This is a genomic window from Pseudoalteromonas sp. P1-25 (assembly GCF_001401805.1).
Lineage (GTDB): Bacteria > Pseudomonadota > Gammaproteobacteria > Enterobacterales > Alteromonadaceae > Pseudoalteromonas.
The window spans coordinates 50,631-66,226 of sequence record NZ_LKDW01000026.1; the positions used below are offsets into that span (position 1 = coordinate 50,631).

14 protein-coding genes and 1 riboswitch are annotated in these 15,596 nt (G+C 40.1%); of the genes, 8 read left to right on the forward strand and 6 right to left on the reverse strand.

The genetic code is table 11. The features are described from left to right. Positions 1-99 precede the first annotated feature (99 nt). The 6 genes from AN393_RS14980 to AN393_RS15005 all read left to right on the forward strand — a co-directional run bounded on the left by AN393_RS14980 (position 100) and on the right by AN393_RS15005 (position 6,440). A complete protein-coding gene (locus AN393_RS14980) occupies positions 100-1,092 on the forward strand; it encodes an AraC family transcriptional regulator (RefSeq protein WP_055015210.1) in 993 nt (330 codons plus the stop codon). Positions 1,093-1,252: 160 nt separating this feature from the next. Continuing rightward, entirely contained in the window at positions 1,253-2,311 is a 1,059-nt protein-coding gene (locus tag AN393_RS14985; protein WP_055015209.1) for a S66 peptidase family protein, read from the forward strand. A gap of 67 nt (positions 2,312-2,378) precedes the next feature. Then, a riboswitch (FMN riboswitch) is annotated at positions 2,379-2,559 on the forward strand. A gap of 241 nt (positions 2,560-2,800) precedes the next feature. Then, positions 2,801-3,454, forward strand: coding sequence for a 3,4-dihydroxy-2-butanone-4-phosphate synthase (gene ribB / locus AN393_RS14990; RefSeq protein ID WP_055018524.1), 654 nt, complete (start codon positions 2,801-2,803; stop codon positions 3,452-3,454). Positions 3,455-3,643: 189 nt separating this feature from the next. After that, positions 3,644-4,135, forward strand: a complete 492-nt coding sequence (locus AN393_RS14995; protein WP_055018525.1) for a cupin domain-containing protein — start codon at positions 3,644-3,646, stop codon at positions 4,133-4,135. An 8-nt stretch (positions 4,136-4,143) separates the two neighbouring features. Continuing rightward, positions 4,144-5,277, forward strand: a complete 1,134-nt coding sequence (locus AN393_RS15000) for an L-dopachrome tautomerase-related protein (RefSeq protein ID WP_055015206.1) — start codon at positions 4,144-4,146, stop codon at positions 5,275-5,277. 578 nt (positions 5,278-5,855) lie between these two features. Next, complete coding sequence (locus AN393_RS15005; protein WP_055018526.1) at positions 5,856-6,440, forward strand: bifunctional 2-polyprenyl-6-hydroxyphenol methylase/3-demethylubiquinol 3-O-methyltransferase UbiG; 585 nt, start codon at positions 5,856-5,858, stop codon at positions 6,438-6,440. Positions 6,441-6,491: 51 nt separating this feature from the next. Here the strand turns inward: AN393_RS15005 and AN393_RS15010 are convergent, their stop codons facing one another. The 3 genes from AN393_RS15010 to AN393_RS15020 form a co-directional block, all read right to left on the reverse strand. After that, positions 6,492-7,145 carry a nitroreductase family protein gene (locus tag AN393_RS15010; RefSeq protein ID WP_055015203.1) on the reverse strand — a complete coding sequence of 218 codons (654 nt, stop codon included), beginning with the start codon at positions 7,143-7,145 and terminating at the stop codon, positions 6,492-6,494. Between the two features lie 78 nt (positions 7,146-7,223). Then, a complete protein-coding gene (locus AN393_RS15015) occupies positions 7,224-8,012 on the reverse strand; it encodes a glycine betaine ABC transporter substrate-binding protein (RefSeq protein ID WP_055015202.1) in 789 nt (262 codons plus the stop codon). Positions 8,013-8,129: 117 nt separating this feature from the next. Further along, entirely contained in the window at positions 8,130-9,233 is a 1,104-nt protein-coding gene (locus AN393_RS15020) for an L-dopachrome tautomerase-related protein (RefSeq protein WP_055018527.1), read from the reverse strand. 503 nt (positions 9,234-9,736) lie between these two features. Between AN393_RS15020 and AN393_RS15025 the strand changes: the two genes are divergently transcribed. Further along, positions 9,737-10,672: a LysR family transcriptional regulator gene (locus tag AN393_RS15025; RefSeq protein WP_055015200.1), complete on the forward strand. Its 936-nt coding sequence runs from the start codon at positions 9,737-9,739 to the stop codon at positions 10,670-10,672. A gap of 13 nt (positions 10,673-10,685) precedes the next feature. After that, the gene (locus AN393_RS15030) at positions 10,686-10,871 is read left to right on the forward strand and encodes a hypothetical protein (protein ID WP_235575964.1); all 186 of its coding nucleotides are present in this window, start codon (positions 10,686-10,688) and stop codon (positions 10,869-10,871) included. 399 nt (positions 10,872-11,270) lie between these two features. On the opposite strand, the gene AN393_RS15040 is transcribed toward AN393_RS15030, so the two are convergent. The 3 genes from AN393_RS15040 to AN393_RS15050 all read right to left on the reverse strand — a co-directional run bounded on the left by AN393_RS15040 (position 11,271) and on the right by AN393_RS15050 (position 15,354). Continuing rightward, entirely contained in the window at positions 11,271-12,161 is an 891-nt protein-coding gene (locus tag AN393_RS15040; RefSeq protein WP_055018528.1) for a dienelactone hydrolase family protein, read from the reverse strand. Between the two features lie 108 nt (positions 12,162-12,269). After that, positions 12,270-13,226: an alpha/beta hydrolase gene (locus AN393_RS15045; protein ID WP_146258076.1), complete on the reverse strand. Its 957-nt coding sequence runs from the start codon at positions 13,224-13,226 to the stop codon at positions 12,270-12,272. A 331-nt stretch (positions 13,227-13,557) separates the two neighbouring features. Further along, the gene (locus tag AN393_RS15050; protein WP_055018530.1) at positions 13,558-15,354 is read right to left on the reverse strand and encodes a SulP family inorganic anion transporter; all 1,797 of its coding nucleotides are present in this window, start codon (positions 15,352-15,354) and stop codon (positions 13,558-13,560) included. Positions 15,355-15,596 lie beyond the last annotated feature (242 nt).

Below are 15,596 nucleotides of genomic sequence, written 5' to 3' on the forward strand. Positions count from 1 at the left end.
ATTTTACATATGTGGTAGTATTTTATGCGGAAAATAATTAAGTAAAATCGCCAATTAATTTTGATTAATCGCCATTAATAACGTGAAAGTGAAAGAGCTATGAAATTAGCATTAAACTTAAACAAAGATAACCTTCATTCGGCACTTGTTTTGCAGGGCTACGATAATCATGTTTTACAACATAATGCGGATCACAAGCCATTATTTGTAGGTGATTTAACATTTGAAAGTGTAGCGCAGGGTATCACTATGCACTGTTGTGATGGCGAAGAAAAACAAGCGGCCAGCAGTACGGTTGCCATTGATGCCGGTATAAGTATTAATATTTTATACAGGGGAACGTTGTGCTTTAGTTTAGGTAAAAGTACTTACCAGCTTAGGGCAGACCCACACAGGCCGTTATTGTTTATTAATACAATTTCAGGCAAAGAGATGTTTACCCGCCATTTAAATAAAAATCAAAAAGTAAAAAAAATTAATGTATCAATTAACAAACAATGGCTTTATTCACGATGTAAAACCGGCGACGATAGAATAAAAATAGACAGAATTTTTGCTCACCCAAGTCGTGTTTTTACATTTGACTGCGCTGATGAATTAACAGACATTGCAAATCAGTTGTTTACATTAAAGTCTAGCCTTATGTTTGAAGATCAACTCAAGGCAGAGCAACTATCAATCCAATTAATATATAAGAGTTTAATTTTACTCTTCACTGAGCCTAGCCAAGCAAAGTCAGCACCAATAATTAATCTTCACAGACAATCTTTGAAAGCACATCACAAATGTAAAATAGACAAAGCATTTGAGGATTTAGCTTTATCGCATGGTTGTTTAAGCCAAATTGCAGATTATTTGGGGGTTAGTGTCAGCACGTTACAACGGCAAGTTAAAAACAAGTACCAAGTCACGGCAATAGAGTACTTAAGAAATAAACGCTTGGATAAAGCGAAAAGCTGGCTTGTTTTGGATGGTAAATCGATAGGTGAAGTCTCTTTCTTACTGGGTTACAGCCATGTTTCTTCATTCACTACCGCATTTAAAAAGCGTTTCGGTGTCACGCCTAATAATTTTAGAAAAACCCATATTTAAGCAAGTAAAATCACTTAAACAACCCGTAGACTACACCAAATTTACTTCTTGCATTCATATTGTATAAAGAGTAAACGTGTTGATATGGGTACACATCTACAATACGTGTAGAAGGGGAAACTTTTCACGCACTGGAATTACTTTATCAAAAGGAACACTCATGGCTAATATACTTTATCCAGCGCCTTTAAAAGTAGGCTCTAAAATTGCTATTTGCTCGCTTTCGTCGGGCTTAAAAGAAAAATACCATGCACGACTAGATAGAGTGATAGACGGTTTGAAGAACCGTGGTTACGAGGTAGTAGAAGGGGAGTTTTTACGCCAAAATAAACCCCGCGATGAATTAGATGCAAAAGCCCATGCCAAGCAATTGATGGGCTTTTTGCTAGACGATGACGTTGCCGCCATTATGCCACCAATGGGTGGAGAGCTTGCAATGGAAATTTTACCACTACTTGATTTTAATGCCATTAAAGAAGCTAAGCCTAAATGGCTGGTGGGTTTTTCTGATGTGAGTACAATTGCCTGTGCACTTACAGCTAAGTGCCAATGGGCGACACTTCATAGTGCCAACTTAATGCAGCTTCATCCCGATGAAACAAATCCCTTTAGCTTACAAATTTTTGAAACCATTACCTACGAATCGGGCAGTAAATTTGAGCAAGGACCCTCTGCATATTATCAAAAAAATAAACCTAATTACGCACAAAACCCCGATGAGCTGTTAGCACCAAGCGAGCCTACTCAGTGGCAGTGCTTAAATTACACCGATGAGCGCACAATAGAGATGTCTGGGCGCTTATTTGGCGGCTGCCTTGATACGGTAGGGTTATTATTAGATTCACCTTTTTTAGCATTGCACGACTTTAAAAAACACAGTGCGAACGAAGGCCTTATTTTATACCTAGAAAACTCAGAGCTTACCCCTACCACCGTGGCACGCTTTTTACTGTCGCTCAAACTTGCCGGTGTATTTGATGATATTAACGGCCTTATTTTAGGGCGCAGTGAAATAACACAAAGTCATCACGATGCCTTTGATTACCGCCATGCGCTAGATGTGGCATTGGGTGGGTGCTTGTTTCCGGTAATAATAGATGCTGATATTGGCCATGTGCAGCCAAATTTAAACTTAGTTAATGGCGCAAAATGCTCACTCACGGCCGATATAAATCAAGGTAAAGTGCTCAATGCCTCACTGAACACTGAGCTTATTTAACGTTTATTTTTGAATAACATGGTCATACACGCGTATAATGCGCAGGCCGTGAACAGATAAGTTCACGGTACATTCTCAGGGCGGGGTGAAATTCCCCACCGGCGGTATGTTTTACTCATGACTTTATGAATAAAATGAGCCCGCGAGCGCTTTATTTAATAATCGTTTTTAATGTATTAAATAAAGGTCAAGCAGATCTGGTGAGAGGCCAGAGCCGACGGTTATAGTCCGGATGAAAGAGAATATAGCTTGTAGCGTATGCAAACACGCGGCCTGTGGCTGCGTGTTTAATACCAATTTGCAAAAATACTTAATCATTTTGAGGGGCTAAAAGTGTCGTTATCAACACGTTTTCCCGCCTCAAAATTGATCACTGAATTAAGCGGATTGGTATAAGCTGTTTAGTGGTAAAAGTGCGCAATTTAGTTTGTGTGTTTTGCCATGTCTTTCAGTGTCCTGAATCTATTTATTTTTATGTGGAATATAATAATGATTCAGTCTTTACTTACTCAATTTGGCGAAAGCCACACCCGTGTAGAAAATGCCATTGCCGCACTGCAGCAAGGCCAAGGCGTGCTTGTTGTTGATGACGAAAACCGCGAAAACGAAGGCGACTTTGTATTTTCTGCCGAGCACTTAACCACTCAACAAATGGCCGAAATGATCCGCGAAGGCAGCGGTATTGTGTGCTTGTGTATGGGCGATGAGCGTATTAAACAGCTCGACCTACCGCAAATGGTAACTAACAATACCAGTCAAAATAACACAGCCTATACAGTAACCATTGAAGCTAAACACGGTGTTACAACCGGCGTATCGGCAGCCGACAGAGTCGCAACGATTAAAGCCGCCACCGCCGATAACGCTAAACCGGGTGATTTATCGCGCCCAGGCCATGTATTTGGCTTAAAAGCACAAACAGGTGGCGTTTTAGTTCGCCGCGGCCACACCGAGGCATCTGTAGATTTAATGCAGCTGGCTGGTTTAAAACCGTTTGGGGTTATTTGCGAACTCACTAACCCTGATGGCACCATGGCGTGTTTAGCACAGGTAAGTGATTATGCTAATAAACACAGCATGACCGTGGTATCGATTGAAGACTTAGTGCAGTACATACAAATGCAAGAACTCAAGGTCAGTTAAGGTTTATTAAGCATGACCTAAGTAAAACCCAGCTTTATTGCTGGGTTTTTGTTTTTCAATAAGTAATTAATTACTCGTTTTTATTTGAAAATGTTTCTCGGCTAAGCGGCTTTTTCAAAAATTCTCAGCCTGTAAACTTTGCCTAAATAGTCAGTGCAGCCGCACACAGTTTATTATTTAGGTGAAACTATGAAAATTAACACGCTTTTATTAGCAGCTGCTTTAACAAGCACTGGCGTATGGGCAGCGCAAAGTAAACTTGCACAGCAAATAACGCCTGCACCCCAAATGGGCATAATGGATAGTTATAACCAGCACATTACCAACGCCCCTTTTTTACTTAATCTCGACAGCCAGCCCAAAGAGCAAATGGGCCCATATTTAACACGCCAATACTTTCATGGTACGCAATCTACGTTTGTAAAATGGGTGGCCAAAAAAGGGGGCAAAGTGACGCTTCATAAACACCCGAATGAACAAGTAACGTGGATTATGTCAGGCGAGGCTAAAGTGTTTTCTGGCGGTAAACAATACCTTATGAAAGCGGGTGACATGATGGTGATACCGGCCAATGTACCGCACGAATTTCACTTTACCAAAGATACGGTGGATATTGATTTTTTTGCCCCAGCTCGACAAGACTGGATAGACGGCACAGCTAATTACATTAAGCAAAAATAGGGCAAATTATGTTCTTAAATAAATCTAAATTAGGGCTAAGCGCTATAGCCTTACTAATAAGTGCCTCGGCTATTGCAAACGACACGGTACCCGCTGAGGTTTACGCACAAACCGACGGTGCTGTAGGCGGTATTACGTATACACAAAACAAGCGCTTTATTTTTAGTTATCATCCCTTTTATAACCCAAAAGTAAAAGTGGGAGAGCTCTTAAAAAGTGGTGATGTGGTGCCATTTCCTAATGCGCAAATGCAAACTCCTTATAAAAGTGATGGCAGCTTAAAAAATCCCGCTAACTATTTAAATTGGGTATTAGGGGTAAGGGCTGATGACAGAGGTAACGTTTGGATACTCGACTCAGGCCAGGCGCAGCCGCGTATTACGCCAAAGCTGGTAGCATGGGATGCGATAAACAATAAGGTTAACAAAATTATTTATTTACCTAGCCCTATATCGGTTGCTCAATCTCAACTTAATGATTTAGCTATATCGAGTAAATACAATACATTAGTGATTGCCGATGAAGGTATTGCAGATGGCGGAAATGGCAAGCAAGCCGCCCTTATTATCGTTAATACTAAAACAGGCAAGAGCTGGCGAGTATTGCAAGGTCACGAAAGCACTTTGCCCGATTACACCATGCCAATAATGATTGATGAAGGGACTGATAATCAAAAGCAACTTAATGCCTTTATTGGTGCCGATGGCATTGTGCTTGATAACGCGCAGCAATGGCTTTACTTTGCTCCGCTTAATAAAAAGTATGTTTACCGTATTAAAATGGCCGACATTGCTAACGAGCAATTAACCGATAAACAACTAGGTGAACGAGTAGAGCAATACGCACAAAAACCAGTAAACGGTGGTTTAAGTATTGATGCTGATGATAATTTATATTTAACCATAGTGGGTGAGCGTACGGTGGGCGTTATTGATGCCAAAACACGTACGTACCGTGATTATGCGTACGATAAAAACATGATTTGGCCAGATGGCGTAAGCATTGGACCAGAGGGTTACATGTACACCGGCGCTGCGCAATTGCCGCTTTCGGCACAACTTAATAACGGTCATGCTGAAAACAAAGCACCTTATTACATATTTAGATTTAAACCTTTAGCTGAAGGCGTAATAGGGCGCTAACTATAATGTGTAAATTGAGTACATTTTTAAACACGCCTTTATGGCGTGTTTTTTATGATATTTGCTTTTAAGCGCGTGATTATCAATTTTTACAAGATAAAGTTTCAACCTAAATGCGGTTTTTCTGTGCTGAGTATTTGGGTATCTTACGGGCATAGGTATTTAACCGCTTTCGGCTTTAATTAATTATGAAACTATACAGTTACTCTCATTGTCCTTTTTGTGCGCGTGTTAAATATGTAGCAGGTAAAACGTCATTAAGTTTGCTTGATAGCGCAATTTATTACTCTATTTTACGCGGCTTATATTGCGAGCCAACCATTACTTGACCAGAGCAATTAAACCAGTGGATGCATAATCAGGCACTTGAGTCAGGTGTGCCATTAGTTGAGTAAACAGCAGTTTTTACAACCAATGCGACTCCCTTCGTATTGTTTTTTAGGCCAGTGATCCCGTCACTGGTCTTTTTTTATTTAATCTTGTTACGTATTTACTCCCCATGTTATTCGTGGAATTATTAAGCAACTAAAGCGTATTTTATACATGCTTGTGTAAACAAATTTAGCTCAGGAGAAATTATATGGGATGAACGCTATAACACTCAGCAATACGCTTATGGCAAACAGCCAAACGATTTTTTAGCCGATCACTATAAGCAATTACCTAAAGGAAATGTTATAAGCTTAGCCGAAGGCGAGGGCCGAAATGCGGTATTTTTAGCAAAAATGGGTTATCGCGTTACCGCTGTTGATGGCTCTAAAGTAGGGCTTGAAAAAGCGGCAAAGCTTGCCAAAGAGCACAACGTAACCATTGAGCTAGTACACGCCGATTTAGCTAAGTTTGATTTTGGAAAAGAAAAATGGGATGCGGTAGTGTCTATTTATTGCCCTTTACCGAGCGCGGTACGCTCAGCAGTATATAAGCGCGCTGTTAAAGGTTTAAAGCCTGGTGGGGTGTTTTTACTTGAGGCCTATACGCCTGAGCAAGTAAATTATAATACCGGAGGCGGCCCAAGTGTCGATACTAAAACCTCAAAAAGCGATTTACAAGATGACTTAATCGAGCTTAGCTTTTTGCATTTAGAAGAATTAAAGCGAGAAGTGCTGGAGGGTACATATCACACGGGTTTAGCATCGGTAGTGCAGGCTATTGCTAAAAAATAACGTGTGTATAAAAGCTTAGCACTCTTTAGCGCTAAGCTTTTTTAATGGGTTTTATAAAACCTGAATAACTTGCTCTTTTGCTAAGCGAGATTTAGGTAACTTAGCGTTATAATCTTCAGTATCATCATGGTAGCCAAGTACTAACGCTACATCACAAATATAGCCATCCAGCTCGTGTTCAAACACTTCACCAATAAGCTGTGCATCTACACCTTCCATAGGCGTTGAATCAATACCTAAGCGTGCTGCGGCGTGCATTGTGTTGCCCAGGGCAATGTAAGTTTGCGCTTTGGTCCACATCGCATTGTTGCCTTGCTCATCGGTATTCATATCAACAAAGGCAAACGCACCAAATGCTTGTTCGCGGTTTTCACTTTGGGTACGGCCATTTTTAATATCTGCATCAATGACTTGTGCGTAATCATCACGTTTATATTTAGGGTTGTAAGCAAATAAAATAACGTGCGATGCAGTTTTAATATGCGGCTGATTAAATTGAAATTTATTTTCAAACGTAGAGTGCATACGCTCTTTAGCTTCGTCTGATTCAATAACAATAAATTTCCACGGCTGCGAGTTAATAGATGAAGGAGAAAGACGCATAGCTTCGTAAATTACATCTAAGTCATCTTGAGGAATACGCTGGGTTGTATAGCGTTTAGTTGTATAACGTTTTTCTAAATCATTAATAATTGGATGGGTCATGGTTATCTCCGTTAAGTGGCAATTTTAGCCAAGTAGTGTCTATATTGAGCCTTTTTAAAAAAAACAAAGCACAAACTACTATTTAAATGGATTGTGATTAAGCCAATTACGCGTTACGTCATCGAGGGGCTGTAAGTTCTTGCATACTTTATAGTCGAGCTCGGCAATGATCTCATTGGAAAAGCGTAATTTATCAAGAGTGTTTATCTGTGCTTGATTAAACAGCACTTGTTTATCTTCTCGTAGGAGTAAAACAGCTCTATCAACAACGCCTAGTAAGCCTTTTGGTTCTATAAGCGCTCGTATTGTGTGCTTGTAATGCAAAAATTGTGGCTTCCATAATGGCACTACGCACCAAGTTTGGGTGGCTACTGCGTTTTCAAACGCGCTAAAACAATCATGCTCTGTGCCGGTTATAAACTCATATCCTGCGCTCGTCAGCCCATATTCTTTCATCATATTAATAGAAAAACGGGTAATACCAGCACCGGCATTAATGCCCTGAATTGTTTTTTCCATTTTTATAAGCACATTTGGTTTAAGCAAATCACTAACTTCATTCACTGCACTTTGCGGTACGTAATCTGGTACGCCCCAATGCGCATAAGGCTCATAATGCAAGCCAAGTTCAATGAGTGGTGTAGCTTGCTCAACATCGGACTTATAAATACCGTGGCTTGAAGGCAGCCACGCTGAGGCGAGTAAATCTACTTCACCCGATTTGAGGTTTTTAAAGTTATTTTCATGCGGCGCATAAATACGCTCAACATTAAAGCCCATATCAGCTAAAACATGGCTCACTAAAGAAGCCGTAACATGGTGAAACGATAAATCGGTTACGCCCAATTTTAAAATTGGTTTACGCATAGGGTCAGCCTTATTTGAATACCAGTAATTAAGTTGAACTAGAGCAAATATGTTTAAAAATTTCGTTGATAAAACCTTTTAACGGGCCAGTACAAAAACTGGCTCCTAGGCACTTTTTTACTGATTAAAACGAAAGCGTGTTAATACGTAGGGTGGTTTTGCATTACCAAAGCCTTGGCTAAATGCAGGGTGTTGATGGAGCTGATCTTGTGTTACATAAACCCAACCATTGCTTAGCGCTAGGCTATCTGGCCATGATAATCGTTTATCTTGAACAATTATTTCGTAGTGGCCTTTAGTGGTTAAGCCAATGGCATTGTTTTCAAGGTCGGTTACTAAAATACCGACACCTGGCGCGTAGGTCATGCCATCGCTTGGGTTTTTAGGGCCAAACAGTTCAATGCTTTTTGCTTTTTTAGCATCTGAATACGTGCTATTGGCGAGCGTTTTTGCCGGAATACGGTAGACGCGTGTGCCGGTAAATGCGCCAAAGTAGACCCACTCATTTTTATCATCAATGGTAATTGGGTTTAAACCAAAGCGAAGGTTTGTCGTTTCACCTTCTGCTGATTTAGAGGCAACGGGAGAGGCTTCGATGACAATATCGCGCTCCTCTGGCATTAGCTTAGCATTGCCTTCAAGTACGCGAGTGGATTCACCCGTTTTTAAATCAACCACTACAAAAGCAGGTTTGGTTGCACCCATAAAGTTACCGAATGACATATCGGCAATGTAAATTTTGTCGTTACGCTCATCAATGACAAAGTCTTGTAAAAATGAGTTAGCAAGCACGGCGTCTTTATTTAATTCAATGGTATTAACTAAGGTATTGGCAACGCTGTCCCAGGCTATAAGTTTTGGGGCTATTCGCTCGCTGCCCATATCTAAAATCCACACCACACCTTTACTATCGCTATGTACACCAATTACAGCTGCAAGGCCTACTTTGCCAAGCTCAGGGCCGTCTGCCCAATCGACGGTAGGGAAAGGTTGTTGAGCACCATTTGCCATAATTTCAATTACTCGCGTTTTTGGTGCGTCAAGCGGATGCATGCTTACAATCATTCGCCCTGCAGGTGTTATAGCTATACCTGCACCGCGATATTTATTAAACGTGGTCACCGTTTCAAGGGCGCCAACCTCTGCTGCATAGGCGCCTGAAGCAGCAGTTACTGCTAGTGAAAGTGATGCTATCGCTAGGGTGGTTTTTAATCGTTTCATACATTGATACCCGTTATGCTAAAAAATAGAATAAAGCGATTTAAATAGCCTAAATGGCTTCGCTTGCGTTGAGGTGAATAATAGGTGAGTGTTTTTAATTAATAAACAGGGTAATAATTGAATCTTTATCAAAAAATATTGTTTAATAGCTGGCTGAGCTTTTTATGAATGTATTTTAAAGCGTGCGGTTAATACCTAGTGTCGTTATACACATACTTAAAAGCGTTTAATAAATGTATTTTTTCTGAACAGTATTGAGAGTTATTAAACTAACATAGGGTTACTAAAGATTGTCCTAATTTAATAAATAGTGGTTAGTGACTAGGTAGTGGGTACAGTGTAATATTAGCCTTTATATTGATAAATCACGCAATACCTAAGCATTGTCAAATATAAATAGACAATAAATCACTTTTTGATTGCTCAACACGCATGTAAGCAAACCTAAAGCGCTTAATTTTGCCAAAAATAATAATTAAAAGTTGATAACGGATTAATACACAATGCTTTTAGAAGACTTACAGGTAATTTTAAAAGTAGCAGAGTTTAAAAGTATTACTGCTGCCGCATCCAATTTAGATATGCGCACCGCTACAGCAAGTGCTGCTGTTAAAAGGGTAGAGCAGGCTTTAGGCTTTGAACTATTCATACGTACTACTCGTCATTTAAGGCTTTCTGCTGCCGGTGAGCGTTATATTCCGCAGTGCCAACAAGCAGTGACGATGCTTGAACAAGCTAAAAATACACTAAAAAGCGATGATGATATAATTGATGGCGAGCTGCGTATTGCACTTTCTTCTGATTTAGGGCGCAATATTGTGATCCCATGGCTTGACGAGTTCATGCAAACTCACACTCAGTTAAGCCTTCGCGCCAATATTAGCGACAGTAATATCGACTTTTATCGTGACTCGGTCGACATTGCGCTGCGTTATGGTAAACCTAACGATGCCAGCATGTACGGTTTTAAAATTTGCGACGTACCGCGTATTTTATGCGCAGCGCAAAGCTACCTTGATACACACGGTACGCCTGCTCATCCACATGATTTAACATCACATAAAGGGCTGTTTTATCAACTTCAAGATATAATTAAAGATGTGTGGCTGTTTAGTAATGGTAGCGAAGAGTTTAAAGTAAAGCTCAACGGTGGCCACGCAACTAACGATGGCGATTTAGTAAGGCGTTGGTGTGTATCGGGCAAGGGGCTGGCGGTTAAATCCTGCTTAGATATGTCTAATGAATTATTGGCTGGTAATGTTGTAAGTGTTATGCCAAGTTTTAAACCCACGCCTACAGAGCTTTGGTTGGTGTGCCCAAGTAGGCAGTCAATCACTCCGGCAGTGCGCTTACTTCGCGATGCATTTAGAGAAAAAAGCGCCGGTATTTTAAAAGCCCTTATTGCAAAAGGAATTATTGATAAAAGCGTGCTTGGCTAATGAAGGACTGAGAATGCAAGTTCATGACATTAGAATGTTTGTGCCGTGTAAAAATTATCAGCAATCGTGCGACTTTTATCAGGCGCTTGGCTTTAATGTTGAGCAAGCATCAGCTGATTTAAGTATTGCAACATCAGGTGAATGTAGTTTTTTTTATACCAATCGTGTTAAGTTATTAGGCATTTATAGCGGCAGTTAAATAGCGTGATAACAAGGCATAAATATCGCCATGCAGTTGTTCTACATAAGAAATTTATAACGCTGTTAGCGCTCTATTTAGCACGCTAGAATGATTAAATATTTAAGTCGATTGGTATTAAACATTACTACAACAAAGAATTTGCTGAAAATTTAATGCTGCAAGTGTGCGTATTAAACATAAACGAAGCCTTTAACACTATTAGTAAGTTAACTCACTTTGATATTCGCTTTGAAGGAATAAAACAAGAACCGTGGGGAAAGTGATTTATTTATGGGGACCTTCGGGCAAGCTTTTACATGTTACAGAGCTTAATTAACCAAAGCTTAGTTAATCAGGGCTTTGGCTAATTAACTTAAATAACGCCACCCATTTTAAGCTGGTGGCATTACCTTATTATTAACTTAGTTTTTCATTAAAAAACGCTAAGGTACGCTGCCAAGCGAGTTCAGCTTTTTGCTCATCATAACGCCCCGTAGAGTCGTTATGAAAACCATGATTAGCGCCTTCGTACATGTGCATAATGTACTCAACATTGTTAGCTTTTAAGCTTTTTTCATAATCAGGCCATGTAGCGTTAACGCGTTTATCAAGCTCACCTAATTGAATCATTAAAGGTGCTTTTATATTTTTGTGCAGTGACTCACTTGCAGGAGTGCCATAAAAGGGCACGCCCGCGCTGAGTAAATCACTCTCAACCGCCGCTAAGTAATTAACAATATAACCCCCAAAACAAAAGCCCACAGCCCCTAATTTGCCGTTACTATTTGAATGACTTTTTAAAAAGTGCGCAGCGGCTACAAAGTCATTTTGGATTTTAGCTCTGTCCATGGTTTTTTGCATGGCACGGCCTTCATCGTCATTACCCGGGTAGCCACCAAGCGCAAAGAGTGCATCGGGTGCAAAGGCAATAAAACCTTTTTTGGCTAAGCGCCTTGCTACATCTTTAATATATGGGTTTAAACCACGGTTTTCGTGAATAACTAATACAACCGGCAGTTTACCTTCAATTTTGCTCGGCACAGCTAAGTAGCCTTTGCCTTTACCATGCCCGTTTGGCGAATCAAATTCTTCGTAGGTGGCTTTAATATCGTCATCGTTAAACGACACTTGCTCTGCAAACGCATAATTAGGTAACAGGGCACTGGTTAGTACGCTCATTGAAAAGCCAAGTGCAGCTAACCCACCTAGTTTTTTCATAAATGTACGTCGGTCCATTAAACCGTGGGCGTATTCGTCATACCAATCGAAGGCTTCTTGCGGGATATGATTTGATTGCGGGGTATTCATGGCTGCTCCTTCCATTATTATTAGTTATGTATTTCTATTTATTACCATAACGTATTAGGGATAAAAAACGAGCAATATTTTTCTCAATTATTAGGAATGTTGGCAAAGTTATCCGTCAAGCAAGCAAAGGAGCACATTCCTTTGCTGTGTGGAAATTAAAGAAACCATTTCAATGTGGTTTAAATCTTTTACCTCATAAATGCTCACTTTTGGGTTGTTAAGAGTAAGCATCCTATTATATGGACTCACTTTATCTGTATTACTTGAAAAGATGTAAGTGTGCCTAGCATGCGGGGTCTTATTTAGATTATTTAATAAGTTGAGTTTGTTAAGAGGTACTTCACTTTTTTCTATTATTTTAGCCGCGACTTCGTTTAAATAATCATCGCCTAATAGTTTGCTATAAATAGGGTGTGATAAGTTAGCAATTGTGCTTAGTGCGGCCTCAAAATTAATCATTGGGGCATAAAGTATATGCTTACTAATGTTCAGCTTAGATGCCAACTCAACTCCCGCAATTGCGCCCATTGAGTAGCTAATTAAGGAAATATCAGTGTAGTTTTCTTTATTTACATAATTGACTAGCACATCAAGCGAGTTTAAACCAAATCTAAATTTCTCGTATTGATTACTTGCAGGCATCACTATCACATTTTTTCCAGTGACATGGCTAAGCCATCTTGCTTGCATGGTGTAAATCAAGCTGTCTACGCCATACCCCGGAAAGATGATTAAAAGCCCGCTATTTTGGCTGTTTGGTATATCATCTGAAGTAAGTTGGTATTCAAAAACATCATCTTCAGTGCTTCCTTTAACAATCAAACTTAACGAAAGTGTATTACCATCGAGTAGGTAGCTTTCGATATCCTTAGGTGAGATAAATCTAAAATCAAGACAATCTACTTCGCTACTACAGTAATGGGTTTGTACTCCAGATAAAGCGATAGAGCTCTCAAATTCTTTAGGGAGAACTTTCTGCGGAGGTTTAGTTATTTGATAAGCAATATAGCTCTGACACCCACTTAAAAAAATAACTAAAGAAATAATCAGTATGTATATGCGCATTAAAGTCCCTTTAATTTTCAAGCTAAAATTTTTTGATTAATTAATGCCAGATAACCCTTCACCTACGCCTGTTAAAAATCAAGTACCACAAATGCGAACGATATAGCAATAGCGCCTAATATCATTAGTTTACGGCTGTTTTTTTGTAACTAGGTTAAGACGGAAAAAGTAATAAATAGAATAAGTTGTACACGTAGCATTGTTACACCCTTTTATGTGCGTGAGTCCATATAAGTGTCTAACTTATCAGCTGAAAATAATTTAAACAATTGATTTAAAATAAAAAGCTCGGAAAACGCCGAGCTTTTTGAGTAAGTTACCTAATTGGCTGTTACGCCATAGCGTCGTTGGCTACAGGGTATTTAGGGTCTTCAACAATGTTAACTTCAACTAAATCACCGGCTTTTTGTAATAACTGGGCAGACTCAGGGCTTAAGTGGCGTAAATACAACGTTTTACCTAATGCTTTATAACGCTCACTTAAACCATGTATGGCCTCAATACTTGATTGGTCGCATACTTTAGCATTGGCAAAATCAATACACACTTTTTGTGGGTCGTGATGTGGGTTAAACCCTTCTTTAAACGAGGTTATAGAGCCAAAAAATAAGTTGCCTGCCACTTGGTAGGTTTTTTCGTTTTGCGATTCATCGCTGCATTGAATACGAATTTCTTTTGCAGAATTCCACGCATAAACTAAGGCTGAAATAACAATACCTATGCCTACTGCAACGGCTAAATCAAGCAATACGGTAACGGTTGATACCACAATAATGATAAATATTTCAGACTTTGGAACGCGGCCAAATAAGCGTAAAGAGGACCATTCAAAGGTTGCAATAACCACCATAAACATAACGCCAATTAAAGATGCCACCGGTATGATTTCAATTAAGCTTGGGAAAAACAAAATAAATACCAACATAAATAAAGCGGTAGCAATACCTGCAGCACGGCCTCGGCCGCCTGAATTTAAACAGACCATGCTTTGGCCAATCATTGCGCAGCCGCACATGCCACCAAATAAACCGCTTAAAATATTGCCCGAACCTTGTGCCACAGACTCGCGATTACCTTGCCCGCGGGTTTGTGTTATTTCATCAATAAGCGAAAGCGTCATAAGGGTTTCTATTAACCCCACTGATGACAAAATAAGCGCAAGCATGAGCACGGTAATAAGTGCATCGAGCGAGTCGCTATTGGTTAAATCCCAACTAATTTGCGGAAAGTGAAAACTCGGTAATGCACCTTTTAAACTGCCATCAAGTGGGTCTATGGTGTCTTTTAAGCCCTCAGCTACTTTTTGCGCTTCGTTTTCTTGCCATTTAGCCGTAATTTGCGCATCGGTTGGGCGCTCAAGTGCAATATTTTGTGCCACTTCGCTGTATTGCCCATGAGGTACTTGATTTTTTATAGCTGCAAAGTTTTCAGTAATGATCTCTTTTTCAATCATTGAGGTACGCTGCGTGTGCACAACGTCACTAACAAGTTTTGACTCAAGCGGCGTAAATGTAACTAGGGCTGTACATACGGCAATAGCAACAAGGGGCGCAGGAATTGCTTTGGTATAGCGTGGTAAAAAATACACAATGGCCATAGTTAACGCTATTAGCCCCATCATGGTAAGCATGGCTGGGCTGGTTAATTGCATCCAATCGCCTGCGTAGGTAAACATATCGTGTTGCTTATCGTAGACTACACGCACGTTTTCTTTAAATTGGCCAAATTGCGCCATACCAATCACAATAGCTAAGCCATTTACAAAGCCAAGCATTACAGGGTGAGGTAACAGCCTAATAAATTTACCCATTTTAAACGCGCCAAACACAACTTGCAGTACACCGGTTAATACCACGGCGGCCAACAAGTACTCCAGCCCAAACATAATAATAAAGGCGGTAGTGACTACAGCCATAGAGCCCGCCGCACCCGAGATCATACCAGGGCGGCCGCCAAACACAGCGGTAATAAAACCAACAAAAAACGAGCCATAAAGACCCATCATTGGGTCAATTCCTGCTACAAATGTAAACGCAACGGCTTCGGGAATGAGCGTAAGCACAGCGGTTAAGCCGGCTAGTACGTCATTTTTTAAATTAGCGCTGCGTTTGCTTATTAAATCAAACATAGGGTTCCTTAGGGTACATAAATAAACTACATGCCATAGCGCTTTTTCGCGAATAGCAGTATGTTTAGGTGTTTTAAATTTACGTGTATAGGGCGTGTTGATCTTTGCGGATTGAAATTTGTTCAATCTAGGGGCGATCAAATCACGGCGCGCGGTTTGTAACCTAGTGGGCTCGATAACTGCTCCTGCGTTATTCTAATGACTTACATCCATGTAAGAATAAGTAAAAACCGAGCAAAGCT

Bases quoted from the DNA above. Each gene is read 5' to 3' on its own strand.
- AN393_RS15010 (WP_055015203.1), bottom strand. From the start codon at position 7,145: ATGACCCATCCAATTATTAATGATTTAGAAAAACGTTATACAACTAAA.
- AN393_RS15045 (WP_146258076.1), bottom strand. From the start codon at position 13,226: ATGCGCATATACATACTGATTATTTCTTTAGTTATTTTTTTAAGTGGG.
- AN393_RS15050 (WP_055018530.1), bottom strand. From the start codon at position 15,354: ATGTTTGATTTAATAAGCAAACGCAGCGCTAATTTAAAAAATGACGTA.
- AN393_RS15030 (WP_235575964.1), top strand. From the start codon at position 10,686: ATGCAAGTTCATGACATTAGAATGTTTGTGCCGTGTAAAAATTATCAG.
- AN393_RS14995 (WP_055018525.1), top strand. From the start codon at position 3,644: ATGAAAATTAACACGCTTTTATTAGCAGCTGCTTTAACAAGCACTGGC.
- AN393_RS14980 (WP_055015210.1), top strand. From the start codon at position 100: ATGAAATTAGCATTAAACTTAAACAAAGATAACCTTCATTCGGCACTT.
- AN393_RS15025 (WP_055015200.1), top strand. From the start codon at position 9,737: ATGCTTTTAGAAGACTTACAGGTAATTTTAAAAGTAGCAGAGTTTAAA.
- AN393_RS15020 (WP_055018527.1), bottom strand. From the start codon at position 9,233: ATGAAACGATTAAAAACCACCCTAGCGATAGCATCACTTTCACTAGCA.
- AN393_RS15040 (WP_055018528.1), bottom strand. From the start codon at position 12,161: ATGAATACCCCGCAATCAAATCATATCCCGCAAGAAGCCTTCGATTGG.
- AN393_RS14985 (WP_055015209.1), top strand. From the start codon at position 1,253: ATGGCTAATATACTTTATCCAGCGCCTTTAAAAGTAGGCTCTAAAATT.
- AN393_RS15015 (WP_055015202.1), bottom strand. From the start codon at position 8,012: ATGCGTAAACCAATTTTAAAATTGGGCGTAACCGATTTATCGTTTCAC.
- ribB (WP_055018524.1), top strand. From the start codon at position 2,801: ATGATTCAGTCTTTACTTACTCAATTTGGCGAAAGCCACACCCGTGTA.
- AN393_RS15000 (WP_055015206.1), top strand. From the start codon at position 4,144: ATGTTCTTAAATAAATCTAAATTAGGGCTAAGCGCTATAGCCTTACTA.